The 14,783-nt window shown below is 43.4% G+C and carries 16 protein-coding genes; 13 read left to right on the top strand and 3 right to left on the bottom strand.

Annotated features, from left to right (window positions below; translation table 11 throughout):
- The first annotated feature begins 75 nt into the window (after positions 1 to 75).
- The 9 genes from QZZ55_RS16135 to QZZ55_RS16095 are packed head-to-tail and all read left to right on the top strand — an operon-like array spanning position 76 to position 8,114.
- A complete protein-coding gene (locus QZZ55_RS16135; protein ID WP_293268452.1) occupies positions 76 to 573 on the top strand; it encodes a GspH/FimT family pseudopilin in 498 nt (165 codons plus the stop codon).
- Between the two features lie 9 nt (positions 574 to 582).
- Entirely contained in the window at positions 583 to 1,014 is a 432-nt protein-coding gene (pilV, locus tag QZZ55_RS16130; RefSeq protein WP_293268451.1) for a type IV pilus modification protein PilV, read from the top strand.
- An 8-nt stretch (positions 1,015 to 1,022) separates the two neighbouring features.
- Positions 1,023 to 1,739 (top strand): PilW family protein, encoded by a 717-nt coding sequence (locus QZZ55_RS16125; protein WP_293268450.1) that lies wholly within the window; start codon positions 1,023 to 1,025, stop codon positions 1,737 to 1,739.
- A complete protein-coding gene (locus QZZ55_RS16120; RefSeq protein WP_293268449.1) occupies positions 1,739 to 2,368 on the top strand; it encodes a PilX N-terminal domain-containing pilus assembly protein in 630 nt (209 codons plus the stop codon). The genes QZZ55_RS16125 and QZZ55_RS16120 overlap by 1 nt, the downstream gene beginning before the upstream one ends.
- Positions 2,369 to 2,377: 9 nt before the next feature.
- Positions 2,378 to 5,626, top strand: a complete 3,249-nt coding sequence (locus QZZ55_RS16115; protein WP_293268448.1) for a PilC/PilY family type IV pilus protein — start codon at positions 2,378 to 2,380, stop codon at positions 5,624 to 5,626.
- 10 nt (positions 5,627 to 5,636) lie between these two features.
- Entirely contained in the window at positions 5,637 to 5,972 is a 336-nt protein-coding gene (locus QZZ55_RS16110; RefSeq protein ID WP_293268447.1) for a hypothetical protein, read from the top strand.
- Positions 5,973 to 5,977: 5 nt separating this feature from the next.
- Positions 5,978 to 6,385, top strand: a complete 408-nt coding sequence (locus tag QZZ55_RS16105; protein WP_293268446.1) for a type IV pilin protein — start codon at positions 5,978 to 5,980, stop codon at positions 6,383 to 6,385.
- A gap of 50 nt (positions 6,386 to 6,435) precedes the next feature.
- A complete protein-coding gene (locus QZZ55_RS16100; protein ID WP_293268445.1) occupies positions 6,436 to 6,978 on the top strand; it encodes a GspH/FimT family pseudopilin in 543 nt (180 codons plus the stop codon).
- Positions 6,979 to 7,022: 44 nt separating this feature from the next.
- On the top strand, positions 7,023 to 8,114 hold the full coding sequence (locus QZZ55_RS16095; protein WP_293268444.1) for an FAD-dependent oxidoreductase: 1,092 nt from the start codon (positions 7,023 to 7,025) through the stop codon (positions 8,112 to 8,114).
- A gap of 26 nt (positions 8,115 to 8,140) precedes the next feature.
- Here QZZ55_RS16095 and nadE read toward each other — a convergent pair whose 3' ends face one another.
- Positions 8,141 to 8,974, bottom strand: coding sequence for an ammonia-dependent NAD(+) synthetase (gene nadE, locus QZZ55_RS16090; RefSeq protein ID WP_293268443.1), 834 nt, complete (start codon positions 8,972 to 8,974; stop codon positions 8,141 to 8,143).
- 51 nt (positions 8,975 to 9,025) lie between these two features.
- Complete coding sequence (locus QZZ55_RS16085; protein WP_293268442.1) at positions 9,026 to 9,946, bottom strand: outer membrane protein assembly factor BamD; 921 nt, start codon at positions 9,944 to 9,946, stop codon at positions 9,026 to 9,028.
- Between the two features lie 144 nt (positions 9,947 to 10,090).
- On the opposite strand from QZZ55_RS16085, the gene rluD reads away from it, so the two are divergent.
- Together rluD and pgeF are read left to right on the top strand one after the other, a co-directional pair.
- Complete coding sequence (rluD, locus tag QZZ55_RS16080; protein ID WP_293268441.1) at positions 10,091 to 11,062, top strand: 23S rRNA pseudouridine(1911/1915/1917) synthase RluD; 972 nt, start codon at positions 10,091 to 10,093, stop codon at positions 11,060 to 11,062.
- Positions 11,063 to 11,074: 12 nt separating this feature from the next.
- On the top strand, positions 11,075 to 11,797 hold the full coding sequence (pgeF, locus tag QZZ55_RS16075; protein ID WP_293268440.1) for a peptidoglycan editing factor PgeF: 723 nt from the start codon (positions 11,075 to 11,077) through the stop codon (positions 11,795 to 11,797).
- A gap of 34 nt (positions 11,798 to 11,831) precedes the next feature.
- Here pgeF and QZZ55_RS16070 read toward each other — a convergent pair whose 3' ends face one another.
- Positions 11,832 to 12,299: an Lrp/AsnC family transcriptional regulator gene (locus tag QZZ55_RS16070; RefSeq protein ID WP_293268439.1), complete on the bottom strand. Its 468-nt coding sequence runs from the start codon at positions 12,297 to 12,299 to the stop codon at positions 11,832 to 11,834.
- Between the two features lie 104 nt (positions 12,300 to 12,403).
- On the opposite strand from QZZ55_RS16070, the gene QZZ55_RS16065 reads away from it, so the two are divergent.
- Both QZZ55_RS16065 and QZZ55_RS16060 read left to right on the top strand, forming a co-directional pair.
- Positions 12,404 to 13,459 (top strand): PLP-dependent cysteine synthase family protein, encoded by a 1,056-nt coding sequence (locus QZZ55_RS16065; RefSeq protein WP_293268438.1) that lies wholly within the window; start codon positions 12,404 to 12,406, stop codon positions 13,457 to 13,459.
- Between the two features lie 132 nt (positions 13,460 to 13,591).
- A complete protein-coding gene (locus tag QZZ55_RS16060; RefSeq protein ID WP_293268437.1) occupies positions 13,592 to 14,782 on the top strand; it encodes a glycine C-acetyltransferase in 1,191 nt (396 codons plus the stop codon).
- Position 14,783: the final 1 nt, after the last annotated feature.

The raw sequence follows: 14,783 nt of genomic DNA, 5'->3' as shown, positions 1-14,783 counted from the left end.
ACAATCTTCATGGATAGAAGATCAACTAATACAAGGAAATGTAATGACCTCTAATAGATGATTTTAAAGAGCAATATGAAGCGAAATCTAGGTTTTACACTGGTTGAGCTAATGGTGACATTGGCCGTATTAGTAATACTAATCACTATAGCAATTCCGAGCTTTACTAGCATGATCCAAAATAATCGTTCGGCGGCGTTAGCAAATAGTATGGTGATGGGTTTGAATACTGCGCGTAGCGAAGCGGTGAAAAGGAATGTGCTAGTAGATTTGTGCCCAAGCACTGATGGGGCTACCTGTATGGCGGCCCCAGACTGGACTTTAGGGTGGATAGTTCAGCAAAATGGTGGCGCAGTTATACAGGCTTGGGCTGCTCCAGATGTAGGTGCCGTTATTGCTCAGGCAGGAGGAGCGGCGGTTATACAGTTTAATGGAAGTGGCCGTATGACTTTGCCAGCAGCAGCAGTAACAATTAATAGTCGATACCCTAACTGTACAGGCCAGCAACAGAGACTGTTACAAGTAAGTACCACAGGGCGGGTCAGTGTGACGCGAGCTGCTTGTCCACCATAGGGTAAATATATGAACTATAAGTACATAAACACAACTGGCCAGTTAGGTGCTACTCTGATAGAGGTGCTGATAACAGTTTTAGTTATATCGGTTGGTCTGTTGGGTATGGCAACTTTACAATTTGATGCAATCAAGTTAAATCATGATGCCTACACTCGCTCTCAGGCCGTTAATCTAGCTTATGACATGTCAGATCGAATTAGATCTAATCGTTCGGCAGCAGCTAATGGTGATTACGATGCCCAGCCAGCTCCAGCTGGTACAGACGCTACTGCGGCAGCAGATATTCTAGCATGGCAAGCAAATTTAGCGACAGACCTACCCGTAGGTACAGGAAGCATTACTCGAAGAAATGAAGAGTTTACTGTGCAGGTGTGTTGGGATGAAAGTAGAGGGATGGGAGCTCCGGCGACCTGTTTCTCTTTTGTTACGGGGTTGTGATTGAATAAATGAATAAATTTAGAGCTTCACATATACAAAATGGGTTTTCTCTAATCGAGTTGATGATAGCTATGGTGTTGGGGCTTATATTGATTGGAGGGGTCGTCAATGTATTTTTAGCATCTAGCCAAACTTATAGGCTGCAAGAGGCAATGTTTCGTGTGCAGGAATCCGGCAGGTTTGCTCTCGATATTATGCTGCGTGATTTGCGTGATGCAGGGTTCCAAGATCTATTAGATTTAAATAACAGTAGAGATGTAAGCATTACGGCAGTGCAGGGGTTTCAGGTCGGTGCTCCGCCAGCTAATGTCGTTGCGGGAGTCACGAGTGAAATTCTTTCAATTCCTCCTAACGCTGCTAATTCAGGAGGGGGTATTGCCTATTATGTCGCTCCTGATGCAGGAGGGCAGAGTACATTATTTAGAAATGCAAATGCGGTAGTGGAAGGCGTTGAAAATGTGGCTTTTACCTATGGTGTTGATACCAATAGTGATCGTGAGCCTGATGCATATTTAGGTGTTGCTGCTGTGGGTGCGACGCAATGGAGTGATGTGGTAACCGTGCGCGCAAGCTTCTTGGTTGCTAGTAATGATGCAGGTGTAGTTGATCAGGCGCAAGTTGCGCCTGCCCCCTTTAATGCGGCGCCATATCTTGTAGATACCTCTGATAGGCGTCTATATAAAGTATATAGCACTACTGTGTCGCTTCGGAATAAGATGCCCTAATGATGAATAACCATAATATAGAAGGTAACCCAAGGCTTGTGAACTCTCTTCCTAAACAAAAGGGAGCTGCGCTTATTATTGGTTTGGTGATGTTGTTGTTATTAACCATCATGGGATTAAGTGCCATGCAGGGTACTACTATGCAAGAAAAAATGAGTGGTAACATGCGTGATGCAAACTTGGCTCTTCAGGCAGGAGAGGCAGGAACGCGCTATTTAGAGGAGGGCTTCCTGAAGGAACTTGATGTTATAGATGTGGGGCTGCCATTTGGAAACTGCAGTGTAGCTGCTGTTCCGCGTTGTCAAATAATAAACTCATCAACAGGTGTAGCTTTACCTGCTAATGATACGGCAGGGTGGGATGCTCAAGCTATTAGTTATGGGAACTATACAGAGCCCGATGGCACTGCGATTAACCCTCCTGCTAGTAGCGATGTTAATACGTTAGTGTCTTTAACTCCTTTAATAATGGTTGAATATGTTGCTTATAAAAAAGATGCTTTCGATACGGGTGCGGGGGTAGAAGAGGACCGAGGTAATGCGCTGTATAGAAACACCACAAAAGCTTTCGGGGGGACGCAAAACTCAGAGGCTATTTTACAAACTGTTTTTGCACGCCGATTTAGATAAGGAGGGGTTATGAAAGTTTTTTTTAAGCCATTATACGGATTTCAACTTTTAGCAGTACTTGGTGTATCTATAAATGTAGCCGCCGCTCCTTTAGCATTGTCGAACGCTCCGTTGCCTGTTTCTACAACAGTTAAACCGAATGTTATGTTGCTTGTCGATAATTCTGGAAGCATGAATAACATTATTTATGATGCTGATTTCTTTACATTAAATCGTTCATCTCAGCAACAGTGGCAGTATTACAATGGAAGTGATTGGTCTAATGTTTCTAATACAGCAGGCAACTATTATAAGAGCAGTTTCAAGCAAGGGAGTTGCTCAAGTAACTATGATCGATTCAGAAATGCTTCGACAACAAGTATCACTAAGTGTTTGAGGCTGCCTGATCCGGTGGGTAGTGACAATACACGTTATTCCGGTGAGTATGTTAATTACCTGCTTAACCGCTTTTCTAGTGGGACAAACCTGTCGACAGGAACAGTCCCCAATGAAACAAGGATGATGGTGGCAAAAACAGTTGGTGCTGATGTGGTTGATAACACTGCGGGTATGCGTTTTGGTATAGCTCGGTTTCATGGGCCTAGTAGTAATAGTTTTGGGCATGGAGCGACGATTGATCAAGCTTGTGGTAGTAGTATTAGTAGCATTAAAAGCTCGTTGTCTGGCTATACTGCATCAACAAACACCCCTTTGTCCGAAGCTCTTTATGAGATTACGCGCTATTTTAGAGGGATGAGTAGCTACTATCATTTAAACACTCCCTACACCAGCCCAATTCAGTATCGTTGTCAAAAGAACTTTACGCTAGCAATTACTGATGGTTTTCCTACGCGAGATAGAAATTTTCCAAGCAATGACCCAGATGTACCCGCTGGGAAAACTTTATCAGATTGGGATGAGCTTCACCCCACGACAGTTAGCTCGACTTACCCTATTTTCCCTCAGTACTCAGATGGATATAGTACGACGAGCAACGGAGAGGGAGCTGCTCTATTTTTAGATGATATTGCCAAATTTGCTTGGGATACCGATTTCAAAAAGAATGCTAGTGAAAACGATTTGTCAGGTGTTGGTTATAATGATCCTGCTTTTGCTGTACAAAATATGCATACCTATACAGTTGGCTTTGCAACTCAAAACCAAATGCTAGAAGATGCCGCTGGATATGGTCATGGTGAATATTATACTGCGTCCAACTCAGCACAATTAACAACTGCTTTAAGAGATGCGCTATCCGATATAATAAAAAAATCAGGTTCCTCTTCTTCTGCTGCAGCCAGTACTGGCCGAATACAAACAGGCTCTAGTGTTTATCAAGCGCGTTATAATAGTGCGAATTGGTCTGGTGAATTTCTTTCATTTGCAATAAGTACAGCTGTTGGCCCGACCTATGGTCAAGTATTAACTAACGGACCTGCTACTAATGGAGCGGTGTTTGATGCAAGCACAAAAATTCCGGCATGGAGTTCACGTGCTATTGTCACAAGTAAAGCAAACGCGGGCATTCCCTTTAGGTGGGGGCAATTTTCTGCATCAGAAAAAACTAGCTTGTTTAGCAACGATCAAGCGATGTTGCAGTATTTGCGAGGCCGAAATGTTAGTGATGCAACTTATGATGTCTCTATCTATAGGCAACGGCCGTCTAAAAATAGCATCGTAAATAATCTTGGAGATATTGTTCACTCTACTCCCTACTTTGTGGGACCGCCTTCAGCTCGATACCCCGATTCATTTGAGTCAGTTGCTTATTCATCATTCGTATTAGCGCAAAAAAACCGTGATCAGCTTTTATATGTAGGTGCTAACGATGGTATGTTACATGCCTTTGAAGCCTCTACAGGCATTGAAAAAATGGCATTTATTCCTGGCTCATTACTACCAGAATTGAAAAACCTCTCTGATCCTAATTATTCTCATCAATATTATGTTGATGGTTCTCCAACTGTGGTGGATGCGTTTGATGGAACGGCATGGAAAACGGTATTGATAGGGGGGTTAAATAAAGGTGGTCAAGGAATATATGCATTGGATATCACTGATCCATCATCTTTTTCTGAGACAAATGCGTCGTCATTGTTTATGTGGGAGTTTACAGATCAAGATGATGTCGATTTAGGCTACAGCTTTAGTCGACCTAAAATAGTCAAATTACAAGATGGCAAATGGTATGCAGTATTTGGTAATGGCTACAATAATACTGAGGCAGATGGCCATGCTAGTACTAGTGGTGATGCGGTAATTTATATTGTTGACCTTTGGGATAAAAGTAAAGTAATCAAACTTTCTACTGGGACCGGTGTTGCTGAAGATCCGACTAATGCCAGTAGGCCTAATGGTTTTGCGACGCTAACACCTGTCGATTTAAATGGTAATCAAGTAGCAGATTATATTTATGGGGGGGATTTGTTCGGGAATGTATGGAAGTTTAATCTGAACGATGTAGATCCTACCAAGTGGAAATTGGATTATAAACTCTATAGTGCTTGTAGTGCTGACCCTTGCACTACAGGGGCAAATAGCAATGCTCAGCCGATTACCACTGCTGTTACTGTTGGGAGGTCGAAAAGTGGAATTGGGCAAATGGTCTATTTTGGAACAGGCCAGTACATAGAGATAACTGACAATAATGGTGCGTTAGGTGGGCGTCAAACTTTTTATGGAATCCATGATAAGGGCGCAAATGTGACAGGGCGTTCAAAATTGTTGTTGCAAAGTATTACGATAGAAGCTTCCGTTACTGTAAATGATACAAAAGGTACAGTGACGACTGCTGATGATTCACCAAAAAGTATACCTCTTCGTGAAACATCCAACAACTATGCAGCGCTTGCTAAGCAGGGATGGTTTATTGATTTGGTACCTCCTTCAGGGGAGAGGGGGGAGCGCTTGATATCTAACCCAGCATTACGTGGAAAACGAATTTTATTTGTTAGTAATATTCCCGCAGACGACCCGTGCTCTCCAGGAGGAGACAGTTGGCTTATGTCTCTTGATGCTTTTACAGGGGCGCGATTGAATCATACCTATGATCTAGATAATGATGGAAAGTTTGGTACAGGTGATAAAGTGTTCACTGCTGGTAGTAAGCAAATTGTAGCATCTGGGATTAAAGTTGGCGCGGGAGGCAATAGCCCAAGTTTTATGCCTGGTGCAGATACAGATCAAGTGATTATTTCAGGCCATAATGAAGTGGAGTCGATGCGAATTTATGAAGGTGATGATGTTAATCGCCAAAGTTGGCAGCAAATTACTCGTTAGGAGAATTTTTTTGAAAACTAAAAAATCACTTACAATGGTAGCAATGGCTCTAGCATTAGTTATAAGTTTTATCCCACAGCCTGCAATTGCTAAAGAGAAGCTTAAGTCAGGTGTTAATTACCAAGCCCAAGGGACTTTGCAAGAAGTCGTTACAAAGGGTTCCGGTAGCGTCATAATCGATAATGTAATTTATAAAGTTGCTTCCCATGCAAAGATAAGGGAAGCAGAGAATCCCGTAAAGTTACGGCATTTAGATTCTGGTGTAGATGTGTTATTTAGTTACAAAAAAGGTAAGAAAGGCGAACGTCGTCCTGTTATTACCTCAATCAGCGTTATAATGAAGTGAGGTTTATGAAGCTAAATCAGAAAGGCTTTACTCTTATCGAGTTAATGATTGTGGTATCAATTATCGGAATACTAGCGGCTATTGCTTATCCTAGCTATCAGCAATATGTTCTTAGCTCTTGGAGATCAACGGCAAGTGGTTGTGTTTTAACCTTAGCTCAAGATATGGAGCGCAGGTTTACGGCGAATATGACTTACTTAGCCGCTGTACCTGTAAATGGCTGTACCGCAGAAAACGGCATGGCCGCAAGATATACCATAAGTCTAGCCGCAGCGGCAACAGCAAATGCATACACAATCCAAGCAGTACCGCAGGGTGCTCAAGTAGCAGATGCGCGGTGCGGTACGCTCAGTATTAACCAAGTTGGAGTACGCGCTGAGACAGGCACTGGGACGGTGGCAGATTGCTGGTAATGTTTAACGAATAGCAACTTCATAGGCCAAGGATGGCCTGAGGAAAAAACATGCACAAGGATGCGCATATACACCCGGATTCCTCGCAATCCGGGTTCACACTTGTTGAGTTGATGGTGACACTATCTATTGCACTTATACTCACCTTCATAGCAATACCTTCATTTTCGGTGTTGTTAATTCGTAATGAAATTGCATCAAACGCTCAGACAATTCGTACAGGGTTAGCGCTTGCAAGATACGAAGCAATAAAGAGAAATAGTCCAGTTCAAATATGTAGTTTGTCCTCTAGCGCAACGCAATGCGCCGGTATTATCGGAGTTGGTCGTTTGGCTTGGGATGATGGCCTTATTGTTTTTCAAGATGTGGATAGCGATAGAATTTATACCGCTGGAGTAGACGATTTGATATCCCACGCTAGGTTTAGTGAATCCCTAGATATTAATTGGGGAAGAGGTCACTATTTAATCTATACGGCGACGGGGAGACTGATGATAGGGAATAGCTCTTTTCGTATTAACCACCCTAGTTATGCCATAGAGCGACGTTTGATTCTTAATATTGTTGGCAGAGTGCGTTCTATAGATATTTAAAATACTCTACACTGCATTTTTTGTTGAATAGATCAGGTGTAGTAATGAGCGACTTTGTCATTGTTGGTGCTGGTGTTATTGGTATGATGCTCGCACGGGAATTAGTTCTAGGTGGTGCTACAGTATCCTTAGTTGACCGTTTAGCCTGTGCTCAGGAATCTACATGGGCCGGCGGAGGTATTGTTTCTCCTTTGTACCCTTGGCGCTATGCTGAGCCCGTGACTCAACTAGCAACGTGGTCACAAAGTAGTTATTTGCACCTCTCACAAGATCTTCAAGAAGAGACCGGTTGTGATCCTGAGCTCCGCCAGAAAGGGATGTATATGGTGGATGTTGAAGATGAGAAAGAGGCTTTACATTGGGCAACAGCATTTAATAGACCGATGCAAAAAGTCGATTCGTCTCACCTTTACTTAAGAGAAGAAAATTTTTGTAATGGGTACAGTAGTGCACTTTGGATGCCTGAAGTATGTAGCATACGTAACCCTCGATTGGGTCAAGCGCTCAGGGAAAGCTTAGTAAAGTCTTCGAATGTAACCTTATATGAACACCACGAAGTACAGCAGTTACTGCAGAGAAAAGGAATCATTTATGGTGTTCGGACTTCTCAAGGTGACATTACGGGCGGGAAAACCATTATTACAGCAGGGGCCTGGAGTGGTGAGTTGCTGAAACCGCTAAATGTCGACTTGCCGGTTGAGCCTGTTAAGGGACAAATGATGATCTTCAATGCACCTGTTGGTACGGTGAATAGAGTCATCTTAATGGCGGGCCGCTATGTTATTCCGCGAAATGATGGACGCATTTTAGTCGGCTCTACTTTGGAGTTCGAAGGGTTTGATAAGAGTACAACAAAGCAGGCTTATGACTCCTTGTATAAGACAGCTGTTAGTATTATTCCGTCGTTAGCTAATTATAATGTAGAGCATCATTGGTCTGGTTTGAGGCCGGGTTCACCTGAAGGTATACCGTATATTGGCGATGTACCTGGTTATGAAGGACTTGCTGTGAATGCAGGGCAATTCCGCAATGGTTTAGTATTGGCTCCGGCTTCTACACGTTTGCACGCTGACTTATTATTAGGGAAAGAGCCTGTAATTAATCCTGTAGCGTATCGTTTGGAAGGACGTATCTAAGCACTTCCAAACAGTACGGCGAGCGCTTAATCGTAGATTGTTGGAATCGGTTGGCGCTTGTGTTGTGTTTTTAAATAGATGTTGATCAGTTTTTCCTGAACTTCAGGTTCTACAACTTTCCCTTCTAAAAAGTCATCGATATTATCATATGATAGGCCAAGTGCTTGTTCGTCTGCCTTTTGTGGAGCAAGGCACTCTAAATCCGCGGTAGGTGTTTTATGTACTAGGTTTTGGGGTGCACCAAGCTCCATGGCTAGCTGACGAATTTGGCGCTTATTTAATCCAAACAACGGAGCCAAGTCACATGCTCCATCGCCCCACTTTGTATAAAAGCCTGTAATGTTTTCGGCTGAGTGATCCGTCCCAATGACGAGTGCTCCCACAATTCCGGCAATCTCATACTGAATGATCATACGAGCTCTAGCTTTAACATTGCCCTTAGCAAAATCGATTGCGGCTTCGCTCGCATGGAGTAACTGACTTTGTTGTAATGAAGCAGTAACCTCGGTATGTAGAGAGTCTGCGCCAGGCTTGACATTAACCGTTAGTGTTTCGCTGGGTTTAATAAATGTCAGAGCCTGTTGTGCGTCACCTTCGTCGTGCTGGACGTTATAAGGTAAACGCACCGCGATAAATGCATACTCAGATGTTTGTGATTCGCTGTTGAGTTCATCGATAGCTTGTTGAGCAAGTTTTCCACAAGTAGATGAGTCGACACCACCGCTAATACCTAATACCAGATGTTTTAAATGAGAATCACGTAAACGCTGCTTGATAAAGTCGATGCGGCGTCTGATTTCAAACGCTGGATCTATTGTTGGTAGAACCCGCATCTCTTTAATGATGTCATCAGCATTCATTGCGTTTACATTCCCGTATTAATGACTCAAAAGTTACTTGCTAACAGATAATTACTCGAAAGCACCAAAAGTAATGCGATCAAACCAGGACTTTTTCTTTTCAATTTTAATTTGTGACTCTGTAACTTTAGTACTTGGGCGCGATGGCGGTATTGGTTCTTCGCTGCTGCCAAGTAACCCAAAGGTTGCGGTCTCTAATAACGTTTTGTTTTCTTGGCGGTAAGTGCGTAAGTCATAATCTGGATAATTTGTTAGTAATACATCACGTGCACTGTTTGCTAAATCAGACATGCCAAGCTCAGTATATGCTTGATACATAATAGCGAGTGCATTAGGGGTTGCAGGCGTGTTTTTTAGATTCTCTACTACAAATCGACCACGGTTGGCTGCTGCGACAAAGGCACCGCGTTTCATGTAAAAACGCGCAACATTGACTTCATAAGTAGCTAAGCGGTTTTTCAAAAACACCATGCGTTTACTGGCATCCGGAGCATATTTGCTATCAGGGTAGCGATTTAGCAAGGTGGAGAAACTTTCAAAAGAGTCCAGTGCTGCTCCAGGATCGCGTCGGCTAATATCGATAGGTAAGTAACGTTCAAAGAAGGTTCTGTCCTGCTCAAATGCGGTGAGGCCTTTAAGGTAGTATGCATAGTCGATATTCTCATGCGATGGGTGCAATCGAACAAAACGGTCTGCAGCAGCGCTTGACGCTTCTGGCTCATAGTTCTTGTGATAAGCGTAGATCAATTCGAGTTGAGCTTGCTCGGAATAGCGGCCGAATGGATAACGGGCTTCTAGCATTTGCAGTTTTTCAACCGCTTGCTGATAGTTTTGTTCTTCAAGAGCAGTGATAGACTCCTCATAGAGTTGTTGTTCCGGAATATCCGGTATCTCTTTATCACCACCAAACCATGAACAACCGGTTGCTAGAACGCAAAGGGTGACGGTACCAACGATTTTTGCCAAGCGCATGTAATAAATCCTGCTATTCCAAGTATTCGATTCTCGGCGCGACTCGCCGTATCGGGTATACTGAGCCAAAATGCTTAATTAACGGTCTATTTAACCATAACCGGAAGCTAAGAAAAATCATCAGGGCTACAGATCGGTATATTGATGTCAGAAAAGATTGAATTAGAAGTAATAGTACCAGGTGAGTTGACCGGAAAACGTCTTGATCAGGTTGTTGCTCAGTTGTTTTCGGAGTTTTCACGCTCACGGTTACAGTCTTGGATAAAAGAAGGCTCAATCACCGTAGACGGGCAGACGGCTAGGCCGCGAGAGAAACTGTATGGTGGTGAGCGTATTGTTGTTAATGCGACTGTCGAACCTTTGGAAGATCATATTGCAGAGAATATTCCATTGGATATCATTTATGAAGACGATGACATTCTGGTAGTTAATAAACCGGCGGGCTTAGTGGTCCACCCAGCAATAGGGCATCGCACAGGTACATTGTTGAATGCTCTATTGCATCACTTTCCTGATATTGCCATGGTACCTCGTGCTGGTATTGTGCATCGTTTGGATATGGATACTACCGGTTTGATGGTGGTTGCTAAAACTATTCAAGCGCAAACAGAGCTAGTAGGCCAATTGCAGGATCGTTCGATGGGCCGTGAATATGAAGCGGTAGCTCAAGGTGTGATGACCGGCGGTGGTTGTGTTGAGGAACCCATTGGGAGGCATCCTAAGAATCGTCTTAAAATGGGTGTAGTCAAAGGAGGAAAAGAGGCCGTTACACACTATCGACTTCTTGAGAAATTCCGCAATCATACGCATGTTCGTTTGAAGCTCGAAACGGGTCGTACCCACCAAATACGTGTCCATATGGCACATATTAATTATCCACTGGCGGGTGATCAACTTTACGGTGGACGCTTTCGTATGCCAAAAGGTGCAACCGAGGAAGTTCAGGAGACCTTGATTGGTTTTAAGCGCCAAGCGTTGCATGCGAAAAAGCTAGAGCTTTGGCACCCTTCTAGTGGTGAGCTAATGTCTTGGGAGGTCGATTTGCCTGAAGATTTTCAGCTTCTACTGGTGGCGTTACAACGGGATGTTAAAGATTATGACGATTATCAAGACTAGCCAGGTACTATTGTGCAGCTAATACGACCAAACTGGGCTGCACCACAGTGTATACAGGTTGCTGCTAGTACTCGATTGGGAGGTACGAGCTATCCTCCCTATGATTCTCTGAATTTAGGTGACCATGTAGGTGACGAGCCTAGTGCTGTAGCCTGTAATCGTGAGCAACTGCTTCTTCAGCTGGGGCTCAATTCCGCACAGTGGTTATCGCAAGTTCATGGCACTGTATGCACTGAAGCAAAAAATGATTCTGTTATTCGCGAGGCGGATGCTTGCTGGACGGCTGAAGTAGATTTAGCGTGCGTAATCATGACGGCAGATTGTTTGCCGGTTGTATTTACGGATGGTGATCGGGTTGCGGCAGCTCATGCAGGGTGGAGAGGGTTGGCAGATGGCGTTTTGGAAACAACGCTAGAAACAATGTTAGGGTCTGATATTCACGTGTGGTTAGGACCCGCCATTGGCCCCACAGTATTTGAAGTGGGTGAAGAAGTCCGCCAGAAGTTTTGTGATCAGTTAGCACAATCGAGTGATTGCTTCGTACCCTCCCTTAATTCAGGTAAGTGGTTGGCAAACATATATCAGCTTGCTGCTTTGCGCTTACAGCGTGTTGGCGTATCTCAAATATCAGGTGGTGACTATTGTACATTTTCTGATGCCGAGCGTTTTTTCTCTTATCGTCGAGCTTCGCAAACAGGGCGAATGGCAACGTTAATCTGGAAAGCAAATCACTAGGTGTTACCAAAGCGATCGAGTCTATAACGAGTGTCTAGATAGGTAGTGCAGTTGTGTATTTTATTTGCTCCATGGCAAAACTAGAGGTTACATCGCTTAAGTCGGGTGTCTCCTCAACAAGGCGTTTATAAAAGTGATCGAATGCGGCAATATCAGCAACAACAATGCGCATTAAATAATCATACTCACCACTCATGCGATAAAACTCAGCAACTTCTGCGTAACTAGATATTTTCTTTGAAAACGCTACAAACCAATCGTGCGAATGATTACGTGTTTTTATATGCACAAAGACAGATACGTTTAAGCCTACTTTTTCTGGATCTAATAATGCGACTTTTTTTCTGATGATCCCTGCATCTTGTAATTTTTGAACACGCCGCCAGCACGGTGTTGATGATAGGTTTATGCGTGCCGCTAGCTCTGTGATGCCGAGTTCAGTATTTTGTTGTAACTCTCTTAGAATCCGTCTATCAGTCTCATCTATTTTAATATTTATCATAATATTAGAATTATTTTCTATAATTTGTTGATAATGAATAAATAATAGCAATATTTTTCTCTGCTTGCTCCTGCATACTTTTAATAATAAAAGGGGAGCAAATAATGAATCAACGTCACTGGTTAGCTAATGCTATTCGTATCATAGAAGCAGATTACAATCGTTCTGCTGATACACACCTAATTAAATTAGATATGCCATCTTTTCCCGGTATTGATATCTACCTCAAAGATGAGTCGACACACCCTACCGGTAGTTTAAAGCATCGATTAGCTCGTTCATTATTTCTCTATGCTCTGTGTAACGGTTGGATCAAAGAAGGGACACCCGTCATTGAGGCTTCATCAGGTAGCACTGCTATATCGGAAGCCTATTTTGCACGGTTATTGGGCTTGCCTTTCATCGCGGTTGTTCCTGTTGGTACCGCACAGAAAAAAATGGAGCAGATTGCTTTTTATGGTGGCCAGTGTCATCAAGTTGAAGCAGTTGATTTGTGCCAGGCAGCGGCAAATATGGCAAAAGAAATGAACGGTCATTTTATGGATCAGTTTACTTATGCTGAAAGAGCGACTGACTGGCGGGGCAATAATAATATTGCCGAGTCTATTTTCAAGCAGATGAGCATTGAGCGCTTCTCTAAGCCAAGTTGGATTGTGGTGAGTGCGGGAACGGGTGGTACTTCAGCCACTATTGGCCGATATCTAAGACATCAACAATGGTGGCAGCAACCTTCGCAGTTATGCGTAGTGGATCCCGAAAACTCTGTATTCTACGATTATTACAAAACAGGGGATGCCAGTTTAACAATTAAGGAAGGCTCTCGGATTGAAGGTATCGGGCGGCCGCGTGTTGAGCCCTCATTTGAAGCAGGGGTGGTTGATAGGATGTTGCGAGTAGAAGATAACGAGAGCTTAGCAGCGGCGCATTTCTTATCAGCAAAGTTAGGACGTTTAGTGGGAGGCTCGACAGGTACTAACTTTGTAGGTGTACTGGCGCTGGCAGAAGAAATGCACAAGCAAGGTGAACACGGCAGTATCGTTTCCTTAATATGTGATGGTGGAGATCGCTATCAAGAGAGCTACTTCAATCAAGACTGGCTATTACAAAAGGGCTACCAGGTGCCCGAAAGGGTTGCTGCAATGCAATCGTTGTATGGTTGAGGGAAATATCTTTCCAATACATAAAATCCTGTTTAGTAGAAATTTTTCTATAATAAAGCTAATTATGTGATTTTTTCTGATATATTAGATTGATTATTTTTTACACGACTAAAGTAGAGCTTAGGAGATGATATGAACCGCGCAGACTTTTTACAGCAGCTAGTATTGCAAGCAGAACAGTTAAAAGCAGAAGGGTTGTTTAAAGCTGAACGGGAAATAGCATCGCCACAAGAGTCGAATATTCAACTCAAAGATGGTCGTAAAGTGATAAATTTCTGTGCTAATAATTATTTGGGTCTATCTAATCATCCAGAATTGATTAAGGCTGCAAAGCAAGGCTTAGATGAGCATGGTTTTGGCATGTCATCGGTACGTTTTATTTGTGGAACACAAGATATTCATAAACAACTAGAGGCTGCATTAAGTCAGTTTTTGGGAATGGATGATGCGATTTTATATTCATCATGTTTTGATGCAAACGGTGGCTTGTTTGAAACCTTATTAGGCGCAGATGACGTCATTATTAGCGATGCATTAAATCACGCCAGTATTATCGATGGCGTGCGCCTCAGTAAAGCGAAACGTATGCGTTATGCTAATAATGATTTGGCAGCGCTTGAGCAGTGTTTGCAGCAGTCACAAGATGCGCGAGTGAGGTTAATTGCTACTGATGGTGTCTTTTCCATGGATGGTGTTATTGCCAATTTACAGGGTATTTGTGATCTGGCTGATCAATACAATGCACTGGTAATGGTAGATGACTCGCATGCAGTGGGCTTTGTTGGAGAGCATGGACGAGGTAGTCATGAGTTGTGTGAGGTGATGGGGCGTGTCGATATCATTACGGGCACGCTGGGCAAGGCTTTGGGCGGCGCTTCTGGTGGATATACGGCAGCAAAACAAGAAGTGGTTGAGTGGCTACGTCAGCGGTCACGCCCATATTTATTCTCTAACTCGCTTGCTCCAGCTATTGTTCAAGCCAGTTTACAAGCACTGAAATTAGTTGACGCAGGAGATGAGCTTCGTAAGCAGTTAAATGAGAATGCAGATTATTTTCGCAAGCAGATGGAGCTGGCAGGTTTTACTTTATCCGGCAGTGGCCATGCGATTATCCCGGTGATGATAGGTGATGCGGCGTTGGCGTCTACCCTAGCAGAGCGTCTACTAAAAGAAGGGATCTATGTTATTGGCTTCTCTTTTCCTGTTGTACCGAAAGGGCAGGCGAGAATTCGTACACAAATGTCCGCGGCCCACTCTCGTGAGCAATTGGATCAGGCTATTTCTGCTTTTACACGAATTTCTCGCGAATTGGGTATTATCTGAG

This window comes from Neptunomonas sp. (assembly GCF_016744175.1).
In the GTDB taxonomy this organism is placed as follows: domain Bacteria; phylum Pseudomonadota; class Gammaproteobacteria; order Pseudomonadales; family Balneatricaceae; genus Neptunomonas.
This window is presented reverse-complemented; position numbering and strand designations above follow the sequence as displayed.